This window comes from Deinococcus multiflagellatus (assembly GCF_020166415.1).
In the GTDB taxonomy this organism is placed as follows: Bacteria; Deinococcota; Deinococci; order Deinococcales; family Deinococcaceae; genus Deinococcus; species Deinococcus multiflagellatus.
This window is the reverse complement of record NZ_JAIQXV010000017.1, coordinates 25,338-51,786: the sequence shown is the minus strand read 5'-3', so window position 1 is coordinate 51,786 and position 26,449 is coordinate 25,338. Positions and strand designations below refer to the sequence as shown.

Annotated in this window: 22 protein-coding genes; 18 read left to right on the top strand and 4 right to left on the bottom strand. The window is 70.2% G+C overall.

Features of this window, described 5'->3' with window-relative positions; genetic code table 11:
- The first annotated feature begins 4 nt into the window (after positions 1–4).
- From K7W41_RS17205 to K7W41_RS17195, 3 genes are all read left to right on the top strand, one after another.
- Positions 5–913 (top strand): MBL fold metallo-hydrolase, encoded by a 909-nt coding sequence (locus tag K7W41_RS17205; RefSeq protein WP_224611173.1) that lies wholly within the window; start codon positions 5–7, stop codon positions 911–913.
- A gap of 481 nt (positions 914–1,394) precedes the next feature.
- Positions 1,395–3,212, top strand: coding sequence for an ABC transporter ATP-binding protein (locus K7W41_RS17200; RefSeq protein WP_224611164.1), 1,818 nt, complete (start codon positions 1,395–1,397; stop codon positions 3,210–3,212).
- 511 nt (positions 3,213–3,723) lie between these two features.
- Complete coding sequence (locus tag K7W41_RS17195) at positions 3,724–5,418, top strand: ABC transporter substrate-binding protein (RefSeq protein ID WP_224611161.1); 1,695 nt, start codon at positions 3,724–3,726, stop codon at positions 5,416–5,418.
- On the opposite strand, the gene K7W41_RS17190 is transcribed toward K7W41_RS17195, so the two are convergent.
- Complete coding sequence (locus tag K7W41_RS17190; protein WP_224611151.1) at positions 5,419–6,081, bottom strand: hypothetical protein; 663 nt, start codon at positions 6,079–6,081, stop codon at positions 5,419–5,421.
- Positions 6,082–6,574: 493 nt separating this feature from the next.
- Between K7W41_RS17190 and K7W41_RS17185 the strand changes: the two genes are divergently transcribed.
- Together K7W41_RS17185 and K7W41_RS17180 are read left to right on the top strand one after the other, a co-directional pair.
- Entirely contained in the window at positions 6,575–6,829 is a 255-nt protein-coding gene (locus K7W41_RS17185) for a hypothetical protein (protein WP_224611149.1), read from the top strand.
- 302 nt (positions 6,830–7,131) lie between these two features.
- On the top strand, positions 7,132–9,585 hold the full coding sequence (locus K7W41_RS17180; protein ID WP_224611147.1) for a hypothetical protein: 2,454 nt from the start codon (positions 7,132–7,134) through the stop codon (positions 9,583–9,585).
- Between the two features lie 273 nt (positions 9,586–9,858).
- Here the strand turns inward: K7W41_RS17180 and K7W41_RS17175 are convergent, their stop codons facing one another.
- Genes K7W41_RS17175 through K7W41_RS17165 form a run of 3 tightly spaced genes read right to left on the bottom strand, consistent with a single transcriptional unit; the run spans position 9,859 to position 12,289 of the window.
- Positions 9,859–10,011, bottom strand: a complete 153-nt coding sequence (locus K7W41_RS17175) for a hypothetical protein (protein ID WP_224611145.1) — start codon at positions 10,009–10,011, stop codon at positions 9,859–9,861.
- Positions 10,008–11,333, bottom strand: coding sequence for a radical SAM/SPASM domain-containing protein (locus K7W41_RS17170; RefSeq protein WP_224611143.1), 1,326 nt, complete (start codon positions 11,331–11,333; stop codon positions 10,008–10,010). The genes K7W41_RS17175 and K7W41_RS17170 overlap by 4 nt, the downstream gene beginning before the upstream one ends.
- Positions 11,330–12,289 (bottom strand): MsnO8 family LLM class oxidoreductase, encoded by a 960-nt coding sequence (locus tag K7W41_RS17165; RefSeq protein ID WP_224611140.1) that lies wholly within the window; start codon positions 12,287–12,289, stop codon positions 11,330–11,332. The genes K7W41_RS17170 and K7W41_RS17165 overlap by 4 nt, the downstream gene beginning before the upstream one ends.
- 119 nt (positions 12,290–12,408) lie before the next feature.
- On the opposite strand from K7W41_RS17165, the gene K7W41_RS17160 reads away from it, so the two are divergent.
- The 13 genes from K7W41_RS17160 (at position 12,409) to K7W41_RS17100 (ending at position 26,339) form a co-directional block, all read left to right on the top strand.
- On the top strand, positions 12,409–12,582 hold the full coding sequence (locus K7W41_RS17160) for a hypothetical protein (RefSeq protein ID WP_224611138.1): 174 nt from the start codon (positions 12,409–12,411) through the stop codon (positions 12,580–12,582).
- A gap of 50 nt (positions 12,583–12,632) precedes the next feature.
- On the top strand, positions 12,633–12,818 hold the full coding sequence (locus K7W41_RS17155) for a hypothetical protein (RefSeq protein WP_224611128.1): 186 nt from the start codon (positions 12,633–12,635) through the stop codon (positions 12,816–12,818).
- Positions 12,819–13,068: 250 nt separating this feature from the next.
- On the top strand, positions 13,069–14,316 hold the full coding sequence (locus K7W41_RS17150; protein WP_224611126.1) for a M16 family metallopeptidase: 1,248 nt from the start codon (positions 13,069–13,071) through the stop codon (positions 14,314–14,316).
- Between the two features lie 5 nt (positions 14,317–14,321).
- Positions 14,322–14,789: a helix-turn-helix domain-containing protein gene (locus tag K7W41_RS17145; protein ID WP_224611124.1), complete on the top strand. Its 468-nt coding sequence runs from the start codon at positions 14,322–14,324 to the stop codon at positions 14,787–14,789.
- A gap of 1 nt (position 14,790) precedes the next feature.
- Complete coding sequence (locus K7W41_RS17140; RefSeq protein ID WP_224611122.1) at positions 14,791–16,035, top strand: MFS transporter; 1,245 nt, start codon at positions 14,791–14,793, stop codon at positions 16,033–16,035.
- Positions 16,036–16,765: 730 nt separating this feature from the next.
- A complete protein-coding gene (locus K7W41_RS17135) occupies positions 16,766–17,197 on the top strand; it encodes a hypothetical protein (RefSeq protein ID WP_224611120.1) in 432 nt (143 codons plus the stop codon).
- A gap of 166 nt (positions 17,198–17,363) precedes the next feature.
- Complete coding sequence (gene aceB, locus K7W41_RS17130) at positions 17,364–18,926, top strand: malate synthase A (RefSeq protein WP_224611118.1); 1,563 nt, start codon at positions 17,364–17,366, stop codon at positions 18,924–18,926.
- 56 nt (positions 18,927–18,982) lie between these two features.
- Entirely contained in the window at positions 18,983–19,744 is a 762-nt protein-coding gene (locus tag K7W41_RS17125) for an IclR family transcriptional regulator (protein WP_224611116.1), read from the top strand.
- Between the two features lie 36 nt (positions 19,745–19,780).
- A complete protein-coding gene (locus K7W41_RS17120; protein ID WP_224611114.1) occupies positions 19,781–21,190 on the top strand; it encodes an aldolase/citrate lyase/malate synthase family protein in 1,410 nt (469 codons plus the stop codon).
- A complete protein-coding gene (locus tag K7W41_RS17115) occupies positions 21,171–22,451 on the top strand; it encodes an allantoate amidohydrolase (protein WP_224611112.1) in 1,281 nt (426 codons plus the stop codon). Before K7W41_RS17120 ends, K7W41_RS17115 begins: the two co-directional genes overlap by 20 nt.
- Positions 22,448–23,839, top strand: coding sequence for an allantoinase (locus K7W41_RS17110; RefSeq protein WP_224611103.1), 1,392 nt, complete (start codon positions 22,448–22,450; stop codon positions 23,837–23,839). The genes K7W41_RS17115 and K7W41_RS17110 overlap by 4 nt, the downstream gene beginning before the upstream one ends.
- Complete coding sequence (gene allE, locus K7W41_RS17105) at positions 23,836–24,597, top strand: (S)-ureidoglycine aminohydrolase (RefSeq protein WP_224611101.1); 762 nt, start codon at positions 23,836–23,838, stop codon at positions 24,595–24,597. The genes K7W41_RS17110 and allE overlap by 4 nt, the downstream gene beginning before the upstream one ends.
- Complete coding sequence (locus tag K7W41_RS17100; RefSeq protein WP_224611099.1) at positions 24,594–26,339, top strand: NAD-dependent malic enzyme; 1,746 nt, start codon at positions 24,594–24,596, stop codon at positions 26,337–26,339. The genes allE and K7W41_RS17100 overlap by 4 nt, the downstream gene beginning before the upstream one ends.
- The last annotated feature ends 110 nt before the right edge of the window (positions 26,340–26,449 follow it).

Genomic DNA, 26,449 nt, shown 5'->3' with positions numbered 1-26,449 from the left:
GGCTATGAGCTCCATTCCGTCGGCGGTGGGCCAGCCCAGCTGGCTGCGGCCCGATGTGGCGCAGGTTCGCCTGCCCCTGGTGAACGTGTTTTTTCTGGGCCGCCCCGGCGAGGACTGGGTGCTGGTGGACGCCGGGCTCCCCGGCACGGCGGGGCTGATTCGGAAAGCGGCGCAGGCCGCCCACGGCGGGCGCCCGCCACGGGCCATTGTGCTGACGCACGGGCACCTGGACCATGTGGGGGCCCTGCGGGCCCTGCTGCGGCAATGGCCTGCGCCGGTCTACGTGCATGCCCTGGAGCGGCCCTTTGTGACGGGAGAAGCGCGCTATCCCTGGCCAGACCCGCTGGTGGGGGGCGGCATGAGCCTGCTGTCCCCTGCCTTCGTGCCGGGGCCCTTTGATTTTGGCCCGGCGGTGCAGACCCTGCCCGCAGGCGGCGACATTCCCGGGCTGGACGGCTGGCGCTGGCTGCACACCCCCGGCCACAGTGACGGCCACATCTCGCTGTGGCGCGCGGCCGACCACACGCTGATCGCGGGCGACGCGGTGGTCACCACCCACCAGGCCACGGTGCGCGGCGCGCTGACGCTGCGCCCGGTGTCCGTGCAGGGACCGCCCACGTACTACACACCCAACTGGGAGGCTGCCCACGCCTCGGTGCAGACCCTGGCGGACCTGGGCGCGGACCTGCTGGCCACTGGCCACGGCCACCCGGTCCAGGGGCCCCATGTGAGCGCTGACCTGACCCGGCTGGCCCGCACTTTTGAGGAACGCAGCCGCCCCTCGCACGGCTGGTACGCGCGCCGACCGGTGGCGGTGGGGGGCCCGGTGCCCCCAGGCCTGGGGCCCCTGGGCCGTCCCGTGGCCGCCCTGGGGGCCCTGGCCGCCGCGTGGTGGGTCACGGGCCGCCGCTAAGACAACACAAAGATGATGGTGGTGCTCGACCCTCACCCCTGGAGGGATTCGCAGCGCTGCTGAGCGGAGAGGGGCTTGCGCGGCGAGGGGTGAGGGGGTGCTTTGGTCAACGGCTCTAAGCACCCTGCCAGGGCTTGTGAACTCAAACAGGTTCCGGATCATCCTTTCCTCTGCCTGGGTGCCTCTCCGCCTCTCCATCACCAATCTGCCTTCTTTGCTGCGCAGGGCTGCGGGCCCCTCCCGTCGGGTTCACCGGTTCTTCCACAACGGATGAACTGGAATCCTTCTGATACGGATTCCGAAAAATTCCGTAACGGGTTATGGAATTTTTCCGACCGGAGGGAGAGGGAAAGGGTACGGATTTCCGGGAATTGGAGGAACATCCAGCTCTTTTCTGGATGTTACGGAAATGGACGGAATCCGTATGAGGGCGCGGCGCGTCACTGCGGGGCCAGTGCCAGTGCGGCATGCTGGGCCTCTGATGACCGCGCCGCGCCCCGCCTCACCCCTGCCCGCCGAAACCCTCACGCTGCGCGAGCGCCTGCACGACCTGCGCGCCACGCTGGGGCTGGTGTGGGCGGCCAGTCCACTGCACAGCCTGATCTACGCGGGCAGCAGCCTGGGCGGCAGCGCCCTGCCAGCCGCCAACCTGTACGTGAGCAAGCTGCTGCTGGACGAGGTGGCGCGCGCGGCCCAGGGCGGCGTGACCTACCGCGCCCTGCTGACCCTGCTGGCCACCCAGGTGGGCCTGGTGGTGCTGGGCAGCCTGCTGTCCACCCTGCAGAACACGGCCCAGCAACTGCTGGGCGACAGCCTGCAACACGCGGTCAGCCGCCGGATTCTTAGCAAGGCGGCGGGCCTCAGTGTGGAACGGTTTGAGCACGCCGAAACCTATGACCGCCTGCAGCAGGCCTACCGCGAGGTAGGGTCGCGCCCGCTGGGGGTGGCCACGCAACTGGTGTCGCTGGCGGCTGGGCTGGTCACGCTGGGTTCGGTGGGCGCCCTGATGACCACCCTGGGGCCCTGGGTGTTGCCGCTGGTGATTCTGGCCACCATCCCCGGCGTGATTGTGAACAACCGCTTTGGCGTGGAGGGCTACCGCATGCTGCGCCGCCAGACCCACGACGCGCGGGTGCAGAACTACCTGGGCAGCCTGCTGACCTCTGACGCCCACGTCAAGGAGGTGCGTCTCTTTGGCTTCGAGAACGAGCTGCTGTCGCGCTGGCGTGAGTATTACCTGGGTTTTCGCCGCCAGCTGGTGGCCCTGGTGCGGCGCCGCGCGGGGTGGGGCTTTGCGGCGGCGCTGCTGGGCGCGCTGCTGATCGGGCTGGCCAGCGCCCTGATTCTGCGCCGCGCGGCGGCCGGGCAGGTCAGCGCGGGGGAATTCAGTGTGTTCGTGCTGGGGATCGCCCAGGTACAGAGCACCGTCAGCGGCCTGTTGGGCGGCGGCAGCGCGGTGTACCAGAACCTGCTGTACATGCGGAACCTCTTTGCCTTTCTGGAGTTGCCCAGCCGCGACCTGGACGCGGGCGAGACCTGGGAAGGGCCCAATGACACCATTGAGTTCCGCAACGTGGGGTTCCGCTACCCCCTGACCGACCGCGACGTGCTGCAGAACGTGAGTTTCACGGTGCGCCGGGGGCAGGCGCTGGCCCTCGTGGGCGAGAACGGGGCGGGCAAGACCACTGTGGTCAAGCTGCTGACGCTGCTGTTCTCGCCCACCAGCGGCCAAATTCTGCTGAACGGCCAGGATGCGGCGCGCTTCAGCCCGCGCAGCGTGCAGCGGGAAATGAGCGTGATTTTTCAGGATTTCGGCCAGTACCAGCTGACCGCGCGGGCCAACGTGGCGCTGGCCACCACGCCGGCCGCCGGCCCCGACCACGCCGTGGCGCGGGCGGTGGAGCGGGCGGGCGCCGAGTTCGTGCAAACGCTGCCCGACGGCCTGGACACGCCGCTGGGCCGACTGTTTCAGGGGGGGCGCCAGCTCTCGGGCGGGCAGTGGCAGCGGCTGGCCCTGGCCCGGCTGTATTTCCGCGACGCCTCGGTGCTGGTGTTTGACGAGCCCACCGCGGCCCTGGACGCCCGCGCCGAGTTCGAGACCATTGAGGCGCTGCGCGAGGAAACCCGCGAGCGGATTACCCTGCTGATTTCACACCGCTTCTCCACGGTGCGCCTGGCCGATGTGATTCTGGTGCTTGCCGGCGGTGAGGTGGCAGAAACGGGCAGCCACCGCGAGCTGATGGCGCGCGGCGGGCGGTACGCGGCCCTGTACGACTTGCAGGCGCGCGGCTACGCCTGAGACGGAGTCCGGTTGGCCGGTGCCAAAAACGGTTCGATCCGGGCCGCGAGAGGAGAAAAATGGTGGCCTGGAAAGGCGTGACCCACTCGGCGGTGTCCCGATGCGATCACGGATTGAACGGAAACCGTATGAGCGATGGTGCGGACAGTTGCGAAAGTCTGTACGTCAGTGCTCCACAAACACGCTTTTTCGACCCCTCCCCCTTGTAAAGAGAAAGGCGGTCAGTGGGTGAAGCCTTTCAGACGACGTTTTCGCTCTTTCTGCCTCGTCGTGCCTGAACACTGTCCGCACCCTTGATGACGTGTCTTCATCAGTGGACCTCGCTCGGCAGCGTACGGCCGGGGGCGAGCCTGCGTCTCTTCTCTATCTCGCCCCGTTTTCGGGGGCAGGCCAGGACCACGCTGACGCCTACTTTCGGGGGACCCTGGTTCTGTCAGTAGCTTGCCGGGCACCATCGCAGGGTCTGCGTCCTGACTCTACCCTCAGCCGACGGGGACAGGAGACCAACCCTATGAAAAAACTTGTCGTCCTTGGTGCCTTTCTTGCTTCTGTGGCCAGCGCTTCCGTTCCCAAGGACACCCTGGTGTTCATGTCTGCTGGCGACATTTCGACCCTGGACCCTGGCGCGACCTATGACGTGTTCTCTTCGGGGCTGGTCGACCAGATGTACGAAACCCTGGTGACTTACCGCGGAACCAGCATCAGAGACCTGGAGCCCCTGCTGGCGACCAGGTGGACCATCAGCAACGGCGGCACGACCTACACCTTCGACCTGCGCAGGAACGTCAAGTTTCACAGCGGCGCCACCATGACCTGCGCCGACGCCGAGTACACCTTCGAGCGCAATCTGGTGACCAACAGCGGCGCCTCAGGGAACTGGTTTCTGTCGGAGGCGCTGCTGGGGAGCGGCGCCAATGCCAATGACGACAAAAGCGTGACCTGGGCCAGGATTGACCACTCGGTTGAGTGCAATGCCGCAGGGCAACTGGTCTTTACGCTGCCCAGGGTTGACCCCGCCTTTCTGGCGAAACTGGCCTATTCGGGCCAGGCCATCATTGAGAAGAACTACACGGCCGGTCTGGGAGAGTGGAGCGGCACCGAGCGTGACTGGAAAGCCTGGGTGGGCAAGGACCTCAGCGGCAGCAATCTCAGCAAGAAGCCCAACGGCACCGGGCCTTACCGGCTGGTGAAGGCCGAGCCCGACGTCCACCTGTTTGAGGCATCGAACGTGTATTGGGGCCCGGTGCCCGCCATCCGGCACGTGATCCGGCAGAGGGTGCCCGAACTGGCGGCCCGCCAGCAGGCCTTCTTACGGGGCGACGCCGACTTCATTGAGGGCGCCAGCCGCAGCGTGGACGAGGCGCAGGTGAGGGGCAAGCCGGGCGTGACCTGGGTGGACGAGCTGCCCAATGTGGGGGCCGCCGCCATTGTCATGAACCAGAACATTTCCGCCCCAAGCCTGCTGGGCAGCGGCAAGCTGGATGGCAAAGGCATTCCGGCCAACTTCTTCAGCGATGTCAACGTACGCCGTGCGTTCAACGCGGCGTTCAATGCCCAGCAGTTCATCCGGGAGGTGCAGGATGGCAAGGGCGCAGTCCGCACCATGCTGCTGCCAGATTCATTTCCAGGGTATGACGCCGGTGTGGGCACCTTCCGCTATGACGCCGCCGCTGCGGCGGCCTACTTCAAAAAAGCGTGGGGCGGCCAGGTCTGGAACAACGGGTTCACGTTGACCGCCAACTACCGTGCCGATACCCCCGCCGCGCAGGCCGCCATGGAACTGCTGAAGAAGAACGTGGAAGCGCTCAATCCCAAGTTCCGGATCAACCTGCTGCCCAAACCCTGGAGTGAACTGTTTGCCGCTTCCCTCCGGGGTGAGGAGGCCATGGTGCTGATCGGGTGGGCACCCGACTACGCCGACCCCGACAATTTCATGTCCACCTTCTATGCCAGTGACGGCTTTTATAGCCCCAGCAGTCACCTCAAGGACGCGCAGATGGACCAGTGGCTGAAGGCGGCGCGCGCCACGGTGAACACCGCCGAGCGCAACCGGCTTTACAGCCTGGTGGGCCGGCGGGCCTACGAGCAGGCGCCGTATATCGTTCTGCCCGCGCCGGTGGGCTACGCGTTTTACCGCAGCGAGGTGCAGGGATGGATGTTTAACCCCATGACGGCGCTGCAGTGGAAGCGGCTGAGCAAAGCCTGATCAGCCCAGCACACCTTCGGTGCTCCGGGTGGGGGTCAGGAAGAGCCCCAGCAGGTAGGTGCCAGCGCCGCCCGCCTGGTTGTGGCGCTCCACCAGGGCCTGCAACTCCTGGTTGAAGGCGCGCGCCTGGGCGTAATCCATTCGGATGGTCTGAAACAGGCTGATGACGGCCGGGACTGGCTGGTTGGGCGCGGGCCAGGGTTCCCGGTGCTGATCGGCAAAGGTGAAGAGAAAACCGCCCGGCAGTTCGCCCGTCAGCATGCCGGCCACAGGCTGCGGATCATGTTCCAGGGCGTACTGGAATTCGCTGCGGAAGGCCTGCATGAACGGCTCCAGGCCTTCCCAGAGATAGGCGTCAAGCGGCACCAGGGTCCGGGGAATGAAAAAGCGCCGCGCTGGACAGCGGTAGACCTGCACGCTGCGTCCTGGGCGGCGCACCTCGCGCAGGGGAAAGAGCAGTTGCAGGCGCAGCAGCCCCTTGACCCGGCGGTAGACGGTCTGAAGAGGCAGATTGAGCTGGCGGGCCGCTGCCGCGACGGTGTTGCCCTCCGGACCCATGAACAGCCTCAGCAGCTGCACCTGTTCCAGTTGTCCCAGGCAGCGCGCCACGTCCAACGAGGTGACCGTGATGACGTCGCTGGACGTGGGCAGCACAGAGGTCATGGCGCCATGTTACCCAGCGGGGGCTCAGACGAAGGACGAAGGTGAACGGGTGGGGCGTCAACCTCACCGCCGCCTGCCGTTGGACACAGCGCCGCCACTGGGTTTTGCTTTGAACGTTCCGCTCAAGGACCATAGTGTGCGGTGACTAACAGGCTGGGTCGGTGGCCCGGGTCCGCTGGTGAGGACAGAATGTTCGGGCAGCCGCGTGGGCGGCGCGGCCACGCCCAGTCGTGTGCCGGGCGAAATCAGTCCGCACCAGCGGTCGCCAGCGCCTTCCGGTATCTGGAGAGAGGGCTGGGCACGCCCGACGGGTTTGGCTGCCCCCATCCTGAAAGCGCCAGGCGTTCCTCACCCCGGCGGGCGCCGGGAACGCCGGCCAGGCTGTGGCCTGTGGGCATGGCCGCCGGGCAGCAGGATTGAGGGGCGCTGTCAGGGTACTTGCCGCCTGGCCCGCATCCTGCGAACACCAGGGTGATGAGCGTACAGTGAAGCCGTGCAGGATCGTCTGCAACTGCTCGGTCCACCCACCTGTGCGGGCCAGCCGCTGCCCCCGCACAAGCCGGTTGCGCTGCTGCTGCATCTGGCGTACACCGGCGACTGGGTGCGGCGTGAGGCCCTGGCCGCCCTCTTCTGGCCCGAGGACGCCGAGCGCCGCGCCCGCCACAACCTCCGGGGCTGCTGCTGCACCGGGCGAGCCAGGTCACCTGGGCAGGGGCGCTGGAGGTGGAACCCGGCCGCCTGCGGCTGACCATCCCCACCGACGTCACCGAATTCCGAACGCTGATCGGCCGCGGCGCCGCGTCCCTCCCGTCGGGGCGATCCGTTCTTGTGAACCGGAAGCCTTAGAACAGTTGGGCGAGGTGCTGCCGCCAGCCCTACACCCCCTCCTCATTCTGGCCGCGCCAAGAGGGGGTCGCGGGCGGGCACATCTGTCTTTTGGGCGCCACACCGCTGGCCATCCCCTGGTGCGCCAGGGCCGCTTTCAATCCTTCTGGTCAGCCAGTATTAATAGGGAACATGATCATTCAGCGACCTCAGTTCCAGCAGTGGATGATGGCTCGCAGTGACCCCTTCACGGCGCCCCTGTGCCTCTGGGACGACGGCCAGGCGGGCGCGCCGTTTTTTATTGACGCAGCGGGCACCCCGGCCCGCCCGCTGATCTGGCTGGAAGCCGCCCCCGGCGACGAGGCCCAGCCGCAGCTGCTGGGCAACAAACTGGCCGAGGCGGTGTACCGGGCGCTGGGCGCGCAGCTGTTTGGCTACGGCATGCCCTGGACCTACGGCGTGGAGGTGCTGCGCCGCTGCGTGGACCGGCTGGGCCCCTGGGTGCTGGCGCTGAGCGGCGCCCAGCATGCCCCCGCCCTGGCCCGCGCCCTGCTGGCGCTGCACGATGGACAGACCGTTACGGTATTGCAGGCCCCCGCCCCACTGGGCCCGGACGTGCTCTACCGCCACTGCGCCGTGCTGGGCGCCGCCGACCTGGCGGTGCGGCCCGGCGAACTGCGGTCCTGGTTTCCAGAAGCGGCCCTGAGTTGCGCCGCCCTGACCGAACTGCATGCGCAGTGCGCCGGCCAGGTGCGGCCCCTGCTGGCCGCGCTGGCCCGGCATCTGGGGGTGCCGGTGCCCCCTGAACCCTCGCCGGAAGGACCGCGCTTTGCGCCCGGCGAAGAGGCGCAGGTGGAACCGGACCGCCTGCTGGACGCCCTGATCCAGCGCGCCCGCTGGCAAGAAGCCCTGCCACTGGCGGTCCGCGTGCAGCCGCAGCGGGTGCCGGCGCTGCTGGCCCAGGCAGGCCCCTCGTACCACGAGCGCGGCCTGCACCACCGCCTCTTTGACCTGCTGGGCACCCTGCAGGGCGAGGTGGCCTGCACAGAGCCGGTGCTGCGCTGGCTGTATTCCGCCGCGCTGCGCACCGGCGCCGCCCGCACAGTGCTGCCGCGGGTGACCGCGCACCTCGCCGCGCACGAGGCCCCGGAGTTGCGGGCCCTGTACGCGGGCACCGCCCTGAAACTGGAGGCCCGGCAGCAAGAGGTGCAGCGCGCCGCGCAGGCCGCGCGCACGCCCCTGACCCTGTACTACCAGGGGCTGACCCTGGCCGAAACGCAGCCCCTGGGCGCCCTGCCGGTGCTGCGCGAGGCGGTGGACGGCGCCGAACTGGACGGCGCCCCCCACGAGATCGTGCGCAACGCGCAGGCGCTGGCCGCCACCTACACCCAGACCGGTCAGTATGTGCACGCCCTGCACTGGACGGGCTACGCGCTGCGCCAGTACGACAACAACCGCCTGGGCGACTGGCAGCGGCGGCTGGCGGTGCTGAATGAATGGATCTACACCAGCCTGCTCAGTGGGCGGCTCGATGGCCTGGGCGCCCTGCTCGCCGAGGCCGAGACGCAGCTGGCCACCGGGGCGCCACAGGTGTTTTCGCTGTTCACCACCACCCTGGCCGACCACGCGCTGGTCAGCGGCGACCCGCTGCGCGCCCTGCGCGCCTACGAGCGGGCCCGCCAGGGCCAGCCGCGCACGCACCAGGGCTGGTACAGCGTGCAGGTGGTGCGCGCCCTGCTGGAACTGGGCCGCCCCGACCAGGCCCTGCGCGAGGCCGAAGAAGCCTACGCCCTGACCCAGCACGAGGCGCGCACCTACGCCCGCTGGTCCACCCTGGCCCTGGGGATGGCGCAGGCCGACCTGGCCCCCTACCGGGCCGCGCCCCTGCTGGAAGACGCCCTGCAGGCCTTCGAGCAGCCCCTCAAGGCCGATAGCCTCGTGCGGGCGGCGGCTTACCTGGCCCACGCGCAGTTGCGCCTGCAGGCCCCGGAACAGGCCCGCGCCACCATGGCCCGCGCCGAGCCCCTCACCCGGGAACTGGGCGACTCGGGGCGGCTGCTGCTGGGTGGGCCCAGCCCCATGTTCGCGCCGGTGTGGCAGCTGCTGGCCCCGCCGCGCACGCTGCACCTGAAACTGCTGGGCGCCGCCGAGGTGCGCTGGGCCGACCAGGTGCTGAAGGTGCAGCCCCGCCACCTGGAAATGCTGGCGCTGCTCAGCCTGTCACCCGAGGGCCTGAGTGGCGAGCGCTTTGCCACGCTGCTGTACCGCGATGAAAGCGTGGCGCGCTCCTCGCTCAAAGCGGGCCTCTCGCGCCTGCGCGACCTGGTGCCGGTGGCGTCGCAGCCCTACCGGCTGCTGGCCCCGGTGGGCGCCGATTACCTGGAGGTGATGGCCCTGCTGCAAGCGGGCCGGGTGCCTGAGGCCCTGCGCCGCTACACTGGCCCGCTGCTGCCCGCCTCCGACGCCCCGGGGATCGTGGAGTACCGCGAACTGCTGCATGAATCGCTGCGCCAAGCAGTGCTGGGCTGGCGCGACCCCACGCTGCTGGACGAGCTGGCCGTCAAGCTGCACGACGACCTGGAGGTGTGGGAAGCGGCGCTGGCCCGGCTGGACGAGGCCCACCCCCGCTGGGCCCTGGCCGCCTCGCGCGTGCGCCAGCTGCGCGCCGCCTACGCCTGAGCAGGATTCCGGTTCATCCGTTATGGCAGACCTGAAGACCCCGACCAGAGGGGTTCGCAGAGCGGCGCCGCAGAGAAGGAAAACCGGGGACGCAGAGGCGTGGAGGCACCGCAGCGGAGGGGCAGCAACGGATGAACTGGAACCCTTATGAGCCCCGGCGCCGCGCCGTAGGCCCTCTGGGGGAACCCCGGTCGCCGCTGCAAGATCAACCCTGGCCTCCACGCCCCGAACAACCCGGGGGTGGAGGCGCGGCCTGCGTCTGCTGGGCCCTGGTCAGCGGCTGGGGCACACCAGCGGGGGCAGACACGGCGGGTTCAGGTCCAGGTGGGTGCCCCCGCCGGGCTGGCCAGCCCCGCCGCTTTCGGCCAGGCCGGTCGAGAGGCTCACGCACAGCAGGGCCAGCAGGGCACGCGCAACTCGTTTCATAGCAGCACCTCAAGGTGGGAGAAGTCGGGAAGGGGTTCGAGCATGAGGGGCAGGAATTTCTTGAAATTGCGCTTGACGTCGGGGCAGGGCTGATGGCCGTGGTCCATCTTTTCCAGTGGGCACGCGGCGCCGTGGCACGACGGGCGAATGGCGCAGGACTGGCAGGTGGCATCGGTCAGGGCATTGTCCTGCACCCAGGGGCGCAGGCGGGCCTGGTCAATCTGCAGCGTGCCGTCGGCATGCAGGTGGCCCACATGGTTGCGTTCGTCGTCCAGGGCCACAGTACATTTGACCACCTGCCCGGAGGTGCGAATGGCGAACGAATTGCCGCGCGCCGCGTAACACACGCTGCCAAACGGGTTGAGGTTGGCGTGGCGCATGCTCAGGCCGCAGGTGCGCGCGTGTTCGTACAGGGGAATGGCCAGGTCAAAGCCGTCGTCCTGGTCGTACACATTCAGCTGGTCGTCCTGTTCGCCGCCCCAGCGGCCCACCGGGTGCGTGTGCAGCTGAAAGCGCGGGTCGTGCCCGAAGGTGTCGCCCAGCAGGGTAATAAATTCGGGCGTCTGGGCGTAGTTGTCGGGGCTGAAGTTGATACGTAGGGTGCAGCTGAAGTCCAGCGCCGAGGCCTTGAGGAACTGCAGGTTGGCCCAGATGGTCTCGAAGGACCCGCCGCCGCCCTGAAGCTGCCGGGTGCGGTCATGGACCTCCTGCGGGCCGTCCAGCGTGATCTGAAAGTCGCGCAGGCCGTTGTCAATAAGCTGGGGCGCCAGTTCGGGGGTCAGGTAATAGCCGTTGGTGGTGGCGTGCGCCATGTACTTGAAGCCGTGCTCGGCGCTGAGGGCCGTGAAGTGCGCCGACAGCTCCTGCACCACGCCGTGGGCGTGCAGCGGTTCGCCGCCAAACCACGACACCGCCAGCAGTTTCAGCCCCGGCGCGCGGCGGCTGACGAGGTTCTTGACCCCCTCGCGCACTTCGGGGCGCATCTGGCCGTGCAGGAACTTCTCGTAGCAGTAGGTGCAGCGGAAATTGCACTGCTCGGTGGAGAACAGAATCAGGTGCAGCACGTCGTCGCGGAAAAAGTTGCTCAGCTGCTGGCGCTGGGCCAGGGCGAACTCGTCGGTGTCCAGGGCCACGAGGTGCCCGTCCTGGCGCAGGCGGACGGTCAGGGGGTCCGAGGGGTCAGGCTGCGAACGCCGCAGCAGGTCCAGCGCGCGCGCCGGGTACAGCGCGCCCTGGCCGGTGAAGGTGTTGTGCAGGTACACGCCGCTCTCTGTCCGGGACTGCAGCGTGTAGCGCGAGCGTTTCAGGACGGTGGCGGTCATGCGTAACCTCCGGGCTGCGGGGCCGGCGCGGGGCGGGGCAGCGGCTGGTGGGCAAAGGCGTCGGCCACCAGCTGGTACGAGCGGCGCCGGGCCGCCGCGCTGTGGGTGATGGTCAGCAGCACCAGCTCGTCGGCGGCGTAGCGGCGGGCCAGCGCGGTCAGCGCCGAGCGCACCGTAATGGGGTCGCCCACCACCAGGCTGGGATAGAGCGTCAGCGGGCCCGGCAGGGCCGGGGCCTCGGCGGGCGGCGGCACCGGCAGGCCGCCGGGCGCGAGGCCCTGTCCGGCCAGATACGCGCGGTGACTGGCGGCCAGCCGCAGGGCCTCGGCGGTGGTCTCGGCGCACACCACGGCCACCGCCAGCGCGGCCCACGGCCGGGCATGGCGCGCGCCGCTGTGCCCGGCGCGGTACTGGGCCAGCGCCCCAGGGTTGCCCACCACGTTGCCGCTGCCGTAGTGCCAGCCCAGCCCGGCCGCCTGCGCGGCGCTGCGGGCGCTGTTGCCCAGCACCCAGCCCTGCACGCCGGCACCCAGGGCGCGCAGGGCGCCGTCCAGTGCGGCCAGCCGTTCAGGTAGCGGCGTGCCGTCCCCGCCCAGCCGGGCCACTGTGGCCTCGTCGGCGCCCACGCCGCCTGCCACGCCCAGATCAATGCGGCCGGGGTACAGGGCGTCCAGGGTGGCAAAGGTTTCGGCCACGTGCCAGGGCGCGTGGTGGCGCAGCGCCACGCCCCCCGCCCCCACCCGCAGGCGCGTGGTGCTGGCCGCCACCGCCGAGATCAGCACGGCGGGCGCCGGGCAGGCGGCGGCGCCCGGCAGGTGGTGTTCGGCGTACCAGACCCGCCCGTAGCCGCACGCCTCGGCGCTCTGGGCCAGAAGCAGGGCGTCGTGAAGGGCGTCGTGTGGGCGCTGACCGGACACCAGGGGCACAGGGTCAAGAAGACTGAGTTGCACCGTCATGCGTCCCTCCTTGAGCCAGAGTTCACCTTGCCGGGGGTTGCCGGGGGGTTGTCAGGCGCCCGGCAACCCCCCGGCAACCTGCGGGGGGCTTCACTGGGCGCAGGAGGTGACGAAGACCCGTGAGTCAAGGACCCCGTAGGCCCAAACGCCCGGAGGAGCGGCGCCCAGCCGACCCCGAAGCCCCGCCGCCCACCCCGCCGCCCCAGGACGATGTCCTGCCGCCCGAGCTGGGCATTGTCGAGCCGGGACTTGATGAGGAAGGCATCCTGATCGACATCCTGTGCAGGGGCTAAAGTCAGCCCACGCCCCGCGTCCTCTTTCTCTTTTTCCCGAGGTGACCATCATGGCAAACGAAAGCAAGCAGGCGAAGCTGGACCTTCAGGCCCTGGAACTGACCAACGACGGCAAGGTCGTGATTGACGATCCCGAGCTGTTTGCCGCCCTGAGCGACATGAAGGCCAGTGGCGAACTGGACGAAGAGGGCCTGACGGACATCAACATCTACAAGTGCCACTCCAGCGCGCTGTAACAGCGCCCCTCTTTTTCAGCACAGGGAGGCTTCGCGGTCACGGCCGCGGAGCTTCTTTTTCGCCGCTGTCTTGTCGCCACTGTGGCTGCAGGGGGGCGCCCCGGCGGCTCTGGCCCCAACGGGCCAGCGTGGGCTGGCCGCTGCGCCGGTGTTCCTGGCCAGCTGTCATGGCCCAGCTGGGGGTGGCGCGGCGACAGGCCGCCGGGCGCCGCAACCTCTGCGCAACCCCCGCGCCGCAAGACTGAAGTGCATGGAACTCTACACGACGGGCTATCTGGACAATGGCCTGGGGTTTCTGATTGCGCCGCGTCCGGGCGCCCACCTGATTCATCTGGCCGCGTATCTGGACCACGGCGTCAAGGACGAGGACGAAGCCGAAAACGGCATCAGCCACCTGCTGGAGCACCTGCTGTTCAACCCGAATAACCTCACCGGCACGCAGGGCAAGCAGTGGGAAGCCCTGGCCAAGAGCGGCGCGCGCATGGAAGCCTGGACCGGCAAGGAACACACCCGCCTGGGCCTGTCGTGCCTGCCGCGCGACCTGCCCAAGGTGATGGCCTTTGTGGCCGACGTGCTGCGTAACCCCAAGGTGACCAAGCAGGCGCTGGAACACGAACGCAAGATCGTGCTGGACGAGATTCACCGCAAGCGCCACCGCCCGGAATTCCTGTGGACCCTGGTGGAAGAAGCGCTGTACGCCCCGCCCTACGGCATGTCCATTCTGGGCTCGCCGGACATCGTGTCTGGCCTGAACCTGAAACAGATGAAGCAGCGCGCCCTGGACGCCTGCACCCCCGAACGCACCCGGCTGGTCATTGCGGGCAAGGTGGACAGCGCAGCGGTGCGCCTGATTGAGGAGCATTTTGAAGACTGGTATGCGGCGCCGCTGCACCACGAGTATCGCCCGGTGGAGATTGTGCCCCGCCTGATCGGCGTGCCCAGCCGCAGCGAGCGCGTGACGCTGTACCTGTCCTTTCCGGGCCCCGCGCTGGGCGACCCGGACCGCCCCGCCACCGAGGTCTTTGCCGCACTGCTGGGCGGCGGGCTGCGCTCGCGGATGTTCCAGCGGCTGCGCGAGGAACACCAGCTGGTGTACGCGGCGCAGGGCGGCAGTTCGCACTGGCGGCGCAGCGGCTACCTGTTCATGGCGATGGACCTGGCCCGCGAGCGGGTGCAGGAAGCCTTTGGCCGCCTGACCGAGCTGATGCAGGAGTTGCAAACCGCGCCCCCCAGCCACGACGAGACCGACGAGACCCGCGAGTCGTTTGCGCTGCGGGCCCTGCAGGAATCCGAGGGGCCGGGGCTGGCCACCAAGCTGGCGCAGCACTGGTTAAACGACGAGGTGTATTTCCCCACCCGCGCCGCGCGCATGTACCGGCAGGTGAGCGCGCAGGACGTGCAGGCGGCTGCCGGTTACCTCAGCACGCAGCAGATGGCGGTGGTGGGCATCGGCATGGGCGAAGCAGAACTCGCAGAACTCCTGGAGGTGGTCGCGTGACAGGCATGACGGCAAGCGGACTTCAGATGGAAGAGGGCCTGTGGCGCACCTTTACCTCGCTGCTGGACGGGCCCAGCACCGCGCGGGCGGTGGCCACGCGGCTGGGGCGCCCGGTAGCGACCATCGTGCGCAACCTCAACCACCTGCAGGAACACGGTCTGGTGTGCGAAACCGGCACCGACCGCGTGGGGCAGCACATTGAGCGGGTCTACCGCCTGCCCGAAGGCGCGGTGCGGGTGCGCGACGAACGCGCCCTGAGCCTGGCCTTTCACGAGACCGAGCGCGGCCTGACGCTGGCGGCCTACAACGGGCTGCCCAGCGCGGCGGGCATGGTCAGCGTGTGCGTGCCGCGCGAACGCGCCGCCGAGATCATGGACCGGCTGCAGGCGCTGCGCGAGGACATCGAAGCCCTGCAGCAGGAGGGCGGCGACGTGAAACTCTCGTTTTTCCTGGCGGGCTGGACGGAGGACTGACATGACGGGCACCGCACACCCCCTGCGCAACGCGGCCTTTCGCGCCATTCTGCTGACCCGGCTGTTCTCCGCGCTAACCGGCGGCTTTTACAACGTGCCCATCATGTGGTGGGTGCTGGAACAGACCGGCTCGGGCAGCATGATCGCCTCGGTGGGGCTGGTCAGCGCCCTGGCCGGGCTGATCGCGGCGCCCATTGGCGGCGTGCTGGCCGACCGGGGCCATAAGCGGCTGCTGATTCAGGCCACCTACGTCATAGACGCGCTGCTGCTGGTGCTCATGGCCACCCTGGTGCTGGGCGGGCACATGCGCGTGGGCTACGTGTTCCCGCTGCTGGCCGTGACCAGCTTCGTGGCGGCGCTGCGCGGCCCGGCGTCCTCGGTGCTGGTGCCCATGACCATTCCGCGCGCGGTGTACCAGCAGGGCAACGCCATGATGAGCCTGACCGGCAGCCTCGCCAGCCTCAGCGGCTACGCGCTGGCCGGCGCCGCCACCGGGTTTGCGGGCGTTCACGGCGCCATGCTGATCGGCGCGGGGCTACTGGCGGCGGCCATTCTGACGCTGGCCACGGTGCCCGAGCCCACCCTTCCGGCCGCCAGTGCGGGCACAGACCCCGAACAGGCCGACCCGCCCAGCGAGGGCCTGCTGGCGGGCCTGGGGGTGATCTGGAGCAATCCGCTGCTGTTCTGGACCTTTGCGGTGAGCCTGCTGCTGAACTTCGTGCTGATTCCCCTGGAGGTCACGCTGGCGCCGTTTGCCCGGGAACTGGGGGCGGGCGCGCGGGAATTCGGCTTTCTCAGCGCCAGTATCTCGGTGGGGCAACTGCTGGGCATGCTGGCCCTCAGCACCTACCGGGTGCCGCGCCCCTGGCTGGCGCTGGTGGGGGGCACCTTTGGCATTGCGGCGGCCATTGCGGGCCTCAGTGTGGCGGCCACCCTGCCCCAGGCCCTGACCCTGCTGGCCCTGGGGGGCCTGAGCGCGGCCGTGATGAACGTGCAGCTGAGCGTGGTGGCGCAGCTGCATATTCCCCACGCCGTGATGGGCCGGGCCTACGGGGTGATGAATTCGGTGTCCAGCGCCGTGCAGCCGCTGGGGTACGCGGGCGCCGCCGCCTTGCTGGCGTGGCTGCCGCTGCACAGCATCTTCCTGCTGATCGGCACGCTGCTGGCGCTGGCCGCCGCCGCGTGGCTGCACCCCACCCTGAGAGTGGGCTTTGAAAAACCGATGGTCTCGCCCGCCACGGATTGAGGGGCCTTCCGGATCAGCTGTGATGGACGCACGGGAGAACCCGACTGCACGCACTCGCAGAGCGGTGTAAACGCACCAAAGCCAGGCGCAGGGGCCGCCATAAAGAATCTGGAAGCCGGATGAGGGGCAGTATCCGGGCGAAAAGGGGCGCCGGTGGGGGCCCCTTTGCCGCTGTGTGGGGGTCCAGCTTCGGCGAGGCGGCCACGCGCCCCGGTCCTGACCACGCGGCGCAATAGAGCCGTTGACCTCAAGATGATGATGGTGCTCGACCCTCTCCCCTCGTTGGGCCTCGCAGAGCTGCGCCGCAGAGAAGGGTGATACGGAGTCCGGATGATCCGTTCCAGCCCCTCCGCTCCGCTGCGGTGCTTCCTCTGCTCTCCGTCACCGTTTTTCCTTCTCCCTTCGGTCGGGTTCAGCAGCTATTGCATAACTGCTGAACCGGAATTCTTATGAGCAATGGTTCGGACAGGTTCGGCAGTCCACAGAGGAGAGCCGGACAAACACGCTGGTTTTCCCCTCCCCCCTCGTGGGGGACTCATACAGCTGCGCAGCAGAGGTCGGGAGGGGGGGGCGGCGAGTCAAGCGGCCCAGACGACGTTTCTTCCATGAGCGCCTCACCACGCTTGAAAACTGTCCGCACCATTGATGAGGGGGCTCGTTTGTCACCCCCTAAGGACAAGGCGCAGGCCGCTGGGGCCGGGCCGCCACCGACTTCCCGTAAGCTGCCCGCATGACCAACCACCCCCCACTGACCGCCGCGCAGGCCACGCGCCTCGTGCAGGCCCTGCTGCAGCTGATGGTTGAGCACGGCCTGGGCAGCCTCCAGGCCGGCCCTGCGGGCGGCCACCTGGGCCTGACCGCCCCTGGGCAATTTGTGACGAGCGACCTGACCTTCCACTTTCTGTCGCCCGCCGAGCACCGCGCGGCGGCGCAGGCCTACGGGGTTCCCGGCGCGCAGGCCCACTTCACGGACGGCCCCAAAACCAGCGAGGCCATTGAACCCTTCGTGCGGGCAGTGGGCGGCCTGTTCGACCTTCACGGGGTGCAGAGCCTGACCTTTGCGCCCGGGGGCCACCTGGGCTTCCGGGCCAGCGGCACCACGCGCGAATTCGTGCTGGAGGGCGTTTCGGTGCAGGCCCGGCCAGCGATGAATACGCTCTGATCCGGGGGAGGGCTTCTGGGAAAGGCCCCTCCGCCCTTCCCCAGAAGAGTCGGGGCCCTGTCCCCCCGGCAGGAACGCCCTGGCCCTGGTCACACGGCACCTCTTTTTCGTAGGCTGAAATCCGAAGTTCATCCTTTGAAAATCCCCGCGTGTCCCAGGAGCCCCCATGACCCAGACCCTGCCCGCCGGCCTGACCATCTCTGCCCCCCTGACTGACGCCCAGCGCGAGATCCTAACCCCCGAGGCCCTGGCGTTTGTGGCCGAACTGCACCGCCGCTTTGAGGGCCAGCGCCGCGCGCTGCTGGCCGGGCGCGAAGCCCGCCAGGCCCGGCTGGACGCGGGCGAGCTGCCCGACTTTCTACCCGACACCGCACACATCCGCGCCGGGGACTGGCAGGTGGCCCCGCTGCCCGCCGACCTGCAGGACCGCCGGGTGGAAATCACCGGCCCGGTGGACCGCAAGATGATCATCAACGCCCTGAACAGCGGCGCGCGGGTGTTCATGGCCGACTTTGAAGACGCCAGCAGCCCCACCTGGGAGAACGTGGTCAGTGGGCAAGTGAACCTGCGCGACGCGGTGCGCCGAACCATCAGCCTGGAGCAGAATGGCAAGAGCTACCGCCTGAACGACCGCACAGCGGTGCTGCTGGTGCGCCCGCGCGGCTGGCACCTGCCGGAAAAGCATGTGCAGGTGGACGGCGAGACGCTGTACGGCGCCTTCTTCGACTTCGGGCTGTACTTCTGGCACAACGCCAAGGAACTGCTTTCGCGCGGCAGCGGGCCGTACTTCTACCTGCCCAAGCTGGAAAGCCACCAGGAAGCCCGGCTGTGGAACGACGTGTTCCTGTACGCCCAGGAGGCCCTGGGCCTACCGCGCGGCACCATCCGGGCGACCGTGCTGATCGAGACGATCCTGGCCGCCTTCGAGATGGACGAGATTCTGTACGAACTGCGCGAGCACTCGGCCGGGCTGAACTGCGGGCGCTGGGACTACATCTTCAGCTACATCAAGAAGCTGCGTGCCCACCCGGACCGCATTCTGCCCGACCGCGCCAAGGTCACGATGGCGGTGCCCATGATGACCGCCTACAGCAAACTGGCCATTCAGACCTGCCACAAGCGCGGCGCCCCGGCCATTGGCGGCATGAGCGCTTTTATTCCGGTCAAGAACGACGAGGAGAAAAACCGTGCGGCCTTCGAGCAGGTGCGCACCGACAAGGAGCGCGAGGCCGTCAACGGCCACGACGGCACCTGGGTGGCGCACCCCGGCATGGTGGAACTGGCCACTGAGGTCTTTGACCGCCTGATGACCGGCCCCAACCAGATCAGCAGTGACAAGCAGCGGGCACTGGTGGTCACGGCCGCCGACCTGCTGACCCCCCCGGACGGCACCGTGACCGAAGCGGGCGTGCGCCTGAACGTGAACGTGGGCGTGCAGTACCTCGCCGCGTGGCTGCGCGGGGCGGGCGCGGTGCCCATTCATAACCTGATGGAAGACGCCGCCACCGCCGAGATTTCGCGGGCGCAGCTGTGGCAGTGGCGCCAGCACCGCGTGACCCTGGACGACGGCCGCGTGCTGACCGAGGAGTTATGGGACGCCCTGTACGACGACGAGGCCGCCCAGCTGGGCGCCGCCTTTGAGGACGCCGCGCGCCTATTCCGCGAGGCCGCCACCCGCACGCCGCTGGTGGAGTTCCTGACCCTGCCGGGCTACGAGGTGCTGCCCTGAGCGGCCCGGCGCGGCCCCGGGGCGGGCGGGCCCGGGGCGCCGGGGAAGGGCCGGGTGTGCGCACCCTGGAGCGCGGCCTGGGCGTGCTGTGGGCCCTGGCCCAGCTGGGCGAGGCCCCCCTCTCGGCGGTGGCCCGCGCCGCCGGGCTCTCGGCCAGCACCGCCTCGCGGCTGCTCGACACGCTGCGCCAGCAGGGCTACGCCGACTGGGATGAGGCCTCGGGGCTGTACCGGGTGGGGCTGCGCGCCTTTCAGGTGGGCTCGGCCTTTACCGCCGCCCGCTCGCTGGTGGGCGCCGCCGAGGCCGAGATGCGCGCGCTGGTTGCAGAGCTGAACGAGAGCGCCAACCTCGCGGTGCTGCGCCCGCTGGGCGGGGGACGCCTGGAAGCCGCTTACGTGCATCAGGTGCAGGGGCCGCAGCTGGTGCGCATGTTCACGCAGCCCGGCTCCGGGGCGCCGCTGCACGCCTCCGGGGTGGGCAAGGTGCTGCTGGCCTCGCGCCCCGACGACGAGGTGCGCGCCGCCCTGGGCACTGGTTCCCTGAGCGCCTACACGCCCCACACCCTGACCGACCCGGCCGCCGTGCTCGACGAACTGGAGAAGGTGCGCCGCGACGGCTACGCCCTGGACGAACAGGAGCGCGAACTGGGCGTGCGCTGCGTGGCGGTGCCGGTGTACGGGGCGGGCGGCGAGGTCTGGGCGGCCCTGAGTGTTTCCGCGCCCACCGCCCGCCTGAGCCCGGAGCAGTTGCCCGCCTTTCTGAACGCCACGCTGGCGGCGGCCGGGCGCATCGGGGCGCGCCTGGGCTGGACGGCCTAGCGCGCGCCCCAGCCCCCAGCACCTATGCTGCGGCCTATGCCCCTGCCTTCCGCCGCCCACGCCCTGGCCGCCCGGCTGCACGCGGCGCTGGCGGCGCACTGGCCTGCGGTGGACGCGGCGGCCCCGGCCACGCCGCCGTCCCCCCCACCCCCTTACCGCGCGGCCCCCGCGCCCCCGGAGCTAAAGGCCGGGCGCGCCGAACTGATCGTGGAGGCCAGCGACCACGCGGCCCTCGCCGCCGCCCTGGGCAGCGACGCCGACGCCGTGGTGCTGGATTTCGACGACACCTTTGCCCCCACCCCTACCAACGTGGCCGCCGCTTACGGGGCGCTGCCGGGGGCGCTGGCCTCGCCCGGGGCATGGCTGGCCCGGCCCCGGGCGCTGTATGCCCGGCAGCCGGGGCTGACGTTCGGTGGCATACCTGCCCGCGCGGCCCTGTGTGATCTGGCGGCGCTGCTGACGGCGCTTCCTGGCCGCTGGCCGCACCTGTACCTGCCCAAGCTGGAAACGGTGGCCCAGGCCCAGGCGTGGGCCCTGGCCCTGCGCACGGCCGAAGCGCACCTGGGCCTGGGACCCGGCACCCTGCGCGTGTGCCTGCAGATTGAAACGTGGCCGGGGCTGCTGGCCGCCGACCGCCTGCTCTTCGAACTGCGCGACTGGGCGTATGGCCTGAACGCCGGGCGCTGGGACTACGTGTTCAGCGTGGTGAAAACGGTGGGCCCCACCTGGGCGGGGCCGCTGCCGCCCCGCTCCGGGCTGGGCATGGACGTGGACGCCATGCGCGCCTATGCCGAGGCCCTGGTCGCCGTGTGCCGGGCGCGCGGCGCGCAGGCGGTGGGCGGCACGGCGGCGCTGAGCCCGGACCCCCACGACCCTGGCCCCGCCCTGGCCGCCGTGCAGGCCGACAAGGCGCGCGAAGCGGCCCAGGGCTTCGTGGGCGCGTGGGCCGGCCGCCCCGACCTGATTGGGGCCGTGCGCGCGGGGCTGGCGCTGGGGGCCCCGGCCTCATCCCCCGTCACTCCATCCCCCGTCACCCCAGCGCGCCTGCTGGCCCTGCCCGACCCTGGCCCGCTGGACCCCGCCGAGGTGGAGGACACGGCAGCCCTGGCCCTGGCGGTGTTCCGCGCGTGGTTCGCTGGGCAGGGGGTCGTGGAGCGCGCCGGGCGGCTGGAAGACACCGCCACCGCCGAACTGGCCCGCGCGCTGCTGGGGCAGTGGGTGCGGGTGCAGGCCCCGCTTCAGGACGGCCGCCCCCTGACCCCGGGCGCCTACCTCGCCCTGCGCCGCCGCCTGTGCCCGGACCTGTCCCCCGAAGCGCGCCTGCTGGACCATCTGGTGCTCTCGCCCACGCCCCCCGCCTACTTTCCCCACGAGGCCCAGGTGCTGGGCCTGTGTGGGCCGGGCCTGCGGGCCCCGGAGGCCCCCCTTGACCGCCCCCCATCCTGATCACCCGTCCCCTGTTGCCGACCTGGGTCCCCTGGCGCGCCGGGCGCTGGCCGCCTGCGCCGAACTGGCCCGGTTCACCGAAACCCCCGGCGAGATCACCCGCACCTTTCTGTGCCCCCAGAGCCGCGAGGTCACCGCGTACTTCAGCGCCTGGGCCCACGACCTGGGCCTGAACGTGCGCCTGGACGCCGCCGGCAACCTGCGCGCGCGCCGCGAGGGGCCGGCCCCGGAGTCACCCACCCTGTACCTGGGTTCGCATGTGGACACCGTGCCGAATGCCGGCGCCTACGACGGCGTGCTGGGCGTGACCCTGGCCTACGCGGTGGCCGAGGCCCTGCGCGCCGCGCCGCTGCCCTTTGCCCTGGAACTGCTGGCCTTTAGCGAAGAGGAGGGGGTGCGCTTCGGCGTGCCGTTCATTGGCAGCCGGGCCCTGGTGGGCACCCTGGATGAGGTGCTCGGCCGCCAGGACGCGCAGGGCATCAGCGTGCGCGGGGCCCTGGAGGCGTATGGCCTGACCCCCGCCGAGCTGCCAGAGGCCGAAGTGCGCGGGCCTTCAGTGGGCTTTCTGGAACTGCACATTGAGCAGGGGCCGGTGCTGCAGGCGGCAGGCGCGCCGCTGGGGGTGGTCACGGCGATTGCCGGGCAAAACCGCCTGCGGCTGGACTTCGCCGGGCAGGCCGCGCACGCGGGCACCACACCGATGGCGCACCGCCGGGACGCCCTGGCCGCCGCCGCGCGCTTTGTGGTGGCCGCCGAGGAGCTGGCGCGCGCCACACCGGGGCTGGTGGCCACCGTAGGGATGCTGAGCGCCCACCCCGGCGCCATCAACGTGATTCCGGGGGCGGCGCACGCCACCCTGGACATTCGCCATGAACAGGACGCCGCGCGCCAGGAGGCCCTGAAGACCCTGCTGGCCCAGGCCCACGCCCTGGCCGCCGAGCGCGGCGTAACCCTGACCGTCACGGAAACCATGACCCAGCCCGCCGTGCCCATGAACCCGGGGCTGCGCGCCGCCCTGCACCGCGCGGCGGCGGCCGAGGGCCTCAGCGCCCCGGACCTGCCCAGCGGCGCGGGTCACGACGCGATGGTGCTCGCCACGCGGATGCCCGCCGCCATGCTGTTCCTGCGCTCACCGAATGCCATGAGCCACCACCCGGACGAAACGGTGAACCCAGAGGACGTGGACGCCGCCCTGCGCGTGGCGGTGCGCGCGGTGCTGGCGCTGGCCGGGCAGGATGGGGCCGGGGAGCACGGCGCATGAGCCTGGACCTGCTGATCCGGGGCGGCACCCTGGTCACGCCCAGCGGCCCCATGCCGGCCGACCTGGGGGTGCAGGACGGCCAGATCGTGAGTCTGGCGCTGGAGGTCTACGCCCCGGCGCGCCAGGAGGTGGACGCCCGGGGCCTGCACGTCTTCCCCGGGGTGGTGGACGCCCATGTGCACCTGAACGAACCCGGGCGCACCCACTGGGAGGGCTTTGACACCGGCACCCGGGCGCTGGCGGCGGGCGGGGCCACCAGCTTTCTGGACATGCCGCTCAATTCCAGCCCGCCAGTGCTGAACCGCGCGGCCTTCCAGGCCAAGCGGGCGGCGGGCGAGGCGCACTCGCGGCTGGATTTTGGCCTGTGGGGGGGCCTGACCCCGCTGAACCTGAGCGAACTGGATGATCTGGCCGCGTGCGGCGTGGTGGGCTTCAAGGCATTCATGAGCCACAGCGGCCTGGACGAGTTCCCGGCCGCCGACGACGCCACGCTGTACGAGGGCATGCGTGCCGCTCGGCGCCTGGGCCGGGTGGTCGCCACCCACGCCGAGAGTGATCCCCTCACCCGCGCGCTGGCCCAGGCCGCGCAGGCGGCGGGCCACCACGGCGCGCGCGACTACCTTGCCTCGCGCCCACCGATCACCGAGGCCGAGGCGGTGTCGCGCGCCCTGCTGTTTGCCGAGGAAACGGGCGCGGCGCTGCATCTGGTGCACCTCAGCACGGCGCGCGCGGTGCTGCTGGCCGCCGAGGCGCGCGCCCGGGGCGTGGACGTGACGGCCGAAACCTGCCCCCACTACCTGCACTTCACGGACGAAGACGTGGAACGCGCCGGGCCACTGCTTAAGTGCGCGCCGCCGCTGCGCCCGGCCACCGAGCGCGAGGCCCTGTGGGCCGCCCTGAAGGCCGGGCAGATCGACACCGTGGGCTCGGACCACTCGCCGGCCCCCCCGGACCTGAAAACGGGCGACGACTTCTTCGCCCTGTGGGGCGGCATCAGCGGGGCGCAGTCCACCCTGAACGTGCTGCTTGAGGACGGCTACTGGCGACGTGGGGTGCCGCTGCCTCTGCTGGCGGCAGTCAGTGCGCTGCACCCGGCGCGGCGCTTCCGGCTGGCGCGCAAGGGCGCGCTGCGCGTGGGCCACGACGCCGACTTTGCGCTGGTGCGGCTGGATGAGCCCTTTACCTTGACCGACCTGCACGACCGCCACGGCGGCAACCCCTACCGGGGCGAGCGTTTCCGGGGCCGCGTGCAGGCCACCTATCTGCGCGGGCAGCCGGTCTACCGCCTGACCGACCAGGGGGCGTGGTTTGGCGACGGGCGCGGGCAACTGCTGACCCCGGCTCCACTGGACCCCGCCCCCGCTCTCCCCCCTCCCGGAGGCCCATGAAGCACCTTGGCGTGACCCGCTCGGCCCTGCACCCCTCACACGCGGTCCTGACCCCCGATACCTTCGTGCGCACCGCCCTGGCCGAGTGGCCGGGTTGCGCGCTCACCCTGCACATTGCCCCGGTGATGGGCCTGGGGGCGCGCTTCGTGCAGTTCTCCGCCGAGCTGCCAGCGGGCGCGCAGGCCCGGGAGAGCGAGCACGGCTTTCAGCGCTTTGTGTTCGTGCTGGAGGGGAGCCTGGACGTGCAGGTGGGGGGCGAGACGCGCACCCTGGGCCCCTCGGACCATGTGTTCTTGCCAGTGGGCGCGGCGCACACGCTGCGCGCCCAGACGCCCAGCCGCGTGGCGGTGTTCGAGAAGCCCTACGAATCGGCCCCCGGTACCCCGCCGCCCCCGGTGTGCTGGGGCAACGAGCAGGAGAACCCCGGCGCCCCCTTTGAGGGCGATGAGCGCCTGATCGCCCGCAAGCTGCTGCCCGACGACCCCCGCTTCGATTTCATGATGAGCACCATGTCCTTTGCGCCGGGGGCCACGCTGCCCTACACCGAGATGCACTACATGGAACACGGCCTGCTGATGCTGTCCGGCGAGGGGCTGTACAAGCTGCAGGACCACTACCACCCGGTGCAGGCCGGCGACGTGATCTGGATGGGCGCCCACTGCCCGCAGTGGTACGGCGCCCTGGGCCGCGAGTGGACCAAATACCTGCTGTACAAGGACATGAACCGCCACCCCCTGACCCTGGAGGCCCGCCCGTGACCCGCCCCCCCCTGCCCCTGACCGACCACTACGACGTGCGCCGCGACCCCGCCGGCGGGCGCTACCTGCGGCCCCTGGTGCGCGGGTTCTCGCTGCTGCGCTTTCCGCTGCTGAACAAGGGCACCGCCTTTACCGAAGCCGAGCGCCGCGCCCTGGGCTTAGACGGCCTGCTGGCCCCGCAGATCGACACGCTGGACGAACTGGTCGAGCGGCAGTACGCCGAGTACCGCGCTATCCCGGAGCCCCTGGACAAACATGTGTTTCTGCGCAACCTGCAGGACCGCAACGAGGTGCTGTTCTACGCGCTGCTCTCGCAGCATGTTGAGGAGATGCTGCCCATCGTGTACACGCCCACCGTGGGGCGGGCGGTGCAGGAATTCAGCCGCATCTACCGCTACCCGCGCGGCCTGACCCTGAGCACCCGGACCATTGACCGCGCGGCGCAGGCGCTGGCCAACGTGCCCCTGAACGACGTGCGGATCATCGTGGCGACCGATTCCAGCGCGATTCTGGGGATTGGCGACCAGGGCTTCGGCGGCATGGCGATTTCCATTGGCAAGCTCTCGCTGTACACGGTGGCGGGCGGGGTGGGGCCGGACAAGACCCTGCCGGTGGAACTGGACGTGGGCACCGCCCGCGCCGACCTGCGCGAGGACCCCGGCTACCTGGGCGTGAAGCACGAACGCCTGACCGGCGACGCGTACCTGAGCTTTCTGGACCGCTTCGTGGAGGCCACGCTGGAGCGCTACCCCAAGGCGATTATTCAGTGGGAGGACTTTGCCAAGGACGCGGCCTTTGAGGTGCTCGCGCGCTACCGGCGGGTGGTGCCCAGCTTCAACGACGATATTCAGGGCACGGGCGCGGTGGTGCTGGCCGGGGTGCTGGGGGCCTGCCGGGTCAGGGGCGAGCGGTTTGCCGATCAGGTGATGGTGGTGCACGGCGCCGGGGCCGGGGGCGCCGGGGTGGCCGCTGCCCTGCGCGACGGCCTGCGCCGCGAAGGCCTGAGCCCTGAAGAGATTGCCCGGCGCGTGTACGTGCTGGATTCCCGTGGGCTGCTGGTGGATGACCGCCCTATGGAACCCTACAAGCAGGCGCTGGCCACGCCCCGCGCGCAGGTGGCCGGGTGGGCGGGCCTGGGCCTGGAAACGGTGATCCGCGAGGCTGGGGCCACCGCACTGTTGGGGCTGTCGGGGCAGGCGGGGATTTTCAGCGAGGCCGTGGTGCGCGCGGCGCAGACCAACACGCCGCGCCCGCTGATCTTTCCGCTGTCCAACCCCACGGCCAACAGCGAGGCCCTGCCCGAAGACCTGCTGCGCTGGACCGGCGGGCAGGCGATGGTGGCGACCGGCAGCCCCTTTGCGCCGGTCACGCTGGACGGGGTCACGCACGAGATCGGGCAGGGCAACAACGCCTTTATCTTCCCGGGGCTGGGCTTTGGCGCCATTCTGGCCCGCGTGCGCGAAATCACCGACGACATGGTGGCTGCCGCTGCCTTCGCCCTGGCCGACTACACGGCGGCGCAGTGGCCGGGGCGCATTTATCCCCCGGTGTCGGACCTGCGCGGCGCCAGCCTGCAGGTGGCCGCCGCCGTGATCCAGCAGGCCCTGCGCGACGGCGTGGCCACCGAATTTGCCCTGCGCGGCCTGAACGACGACGCGCTGCGCTCGGCCGTGGAACGCGCTTTCTGGCAGCCCGACTACCTGCCCTTTCGCCTGGACGAAGGCGAGGCGGCGGGCGACTGAACAGGCTTCGGGTTGATCCGCTGCAGAACCCGACCAGAGGGACTCGCAGAGCGGCGCAGTAGAGCAGGAACAACGGGGACGGAGAGGCGTGAAAACACCGAAGCGGCGGG

Bases quoted from the DNA above. Each gene is read 5' to 3' on its own strand.
- K7W41_RS17205 (WP_224611173.1), top strand. From the start codon at position 5: ATGAGCTCCATTCCGTCGGCGGTGGGCCAGCCCAGCTGGCTGCGGCCC.
- K7W41_RS17200 (WP_224611164.1), top strand. From the start codon at position 1,395: ATGACCGCGCCGCGCCCCGCCTCACCCCTGCCCGCCGAAACCCTCACG.
- K7W41_RS17195 (WP_224611161.1), top strand. From the start codon at position 3,724: ATGAAAAAACTTGTCGTCCTTGGTGCCTTTCTTGCTTCTGTGGCCAGC.
- K7W41_RS17190 (WP_224611151.1), bottom strand. From the start codon at position 6,081: ATGACCTCTGTGCTGCCCACGTCCAGCGACGTCATCACGGTCACCTCG.
- K7W41_RS17180 (WP_224611147.1), top strand. From the start codon at position 7,132: ATGATGGCTCGCAGTGACCCCTTCACGGCGCCCCTGTGCCTCTGGGAC.
- K7W41_RS17175 (WP_224611145.1), bottom strand. From the start codon at position 10,011: ATGAAACGAGTTGCGCGTGCCCTGCTGGCCCTGCTGTGCGTGAGCCTC.
- K7W41_RS17170 (WP_224611143.1), bottom strand. From the start codon at position 11,333: ATGACCGCCACCGTCCTGAAACGCTCGCGCTACACGCTGCAGTCCCGG.
- K7W41_RS17165 (WP_224611140.1), bottom strand. From the start codon at position 12,289: ATGACGGTGCAACTCAGTCTTCTTGACCCTGTGCCCCTGGTGTCCGGT.
- K7W41_RS17155 (WP_224611128.1), top strand. From the start codon at position 12,633: ATGGCAAACGAAAGCAAGCAGGCGAAGCTGGACCTTCAGGCCCTGGAA.
- K7W41_RS17150 (WP_224611126.1), top strand. From the start codon at position 13,069: ATGGAACTCTACACGACGGGCTATCTGGACAATGGCCTGGGGTTTCTG.
- K7W41_RS17145 (WP_224611124.1), top strand. From the start codon at position 14,322: ATGACGGCAAGCGGACTTCAGATGGAAGAGGGCCTGTGGCGCACCTTT.
- K7W41_RS17140 (WP_224611122.1), top strand. From the start codon at position 14,791: ATGACGGGCACCGCACACCCCCTGCGCAACGCGGCCTTTCGCGCCATT.
- K7W41_RS17135 (WP_224611120.1), top strand. From the start codon at position 16,766: ATGACCAACCACCCCCCACTGACCGCCGCGCAGGCCACGCGCCTCGTG.
- aceB (WP_224611118.1), top strand. From the start codon at position 17,364: ATGACCCAGACCCTGCCCGCCGGCCTGACCATCTCTGCCCCCCTGACT.
- K7W41_RS17120 (WP_224611114.1), top strand. From the start codon at position 19,781: ATGCCCCTGCCTTCCGCCGCCCACGCCCTGGCCGCCCGGCTGCACGCG.
- K7W41_RS17110 (WP_224611103.1), top strand. From the start codon at position 22,448: ATGAGCCTGGACCTGCTGATCCGGGGCGGCACCCTGGTCACGCCCAGC.
- allE (WP_224611101.1), top strand. From the start codon at position 23,836: ATGAAGCACCTTGGCGTGACCCGCTCGGCCCTGCACCCCTCACACGCG.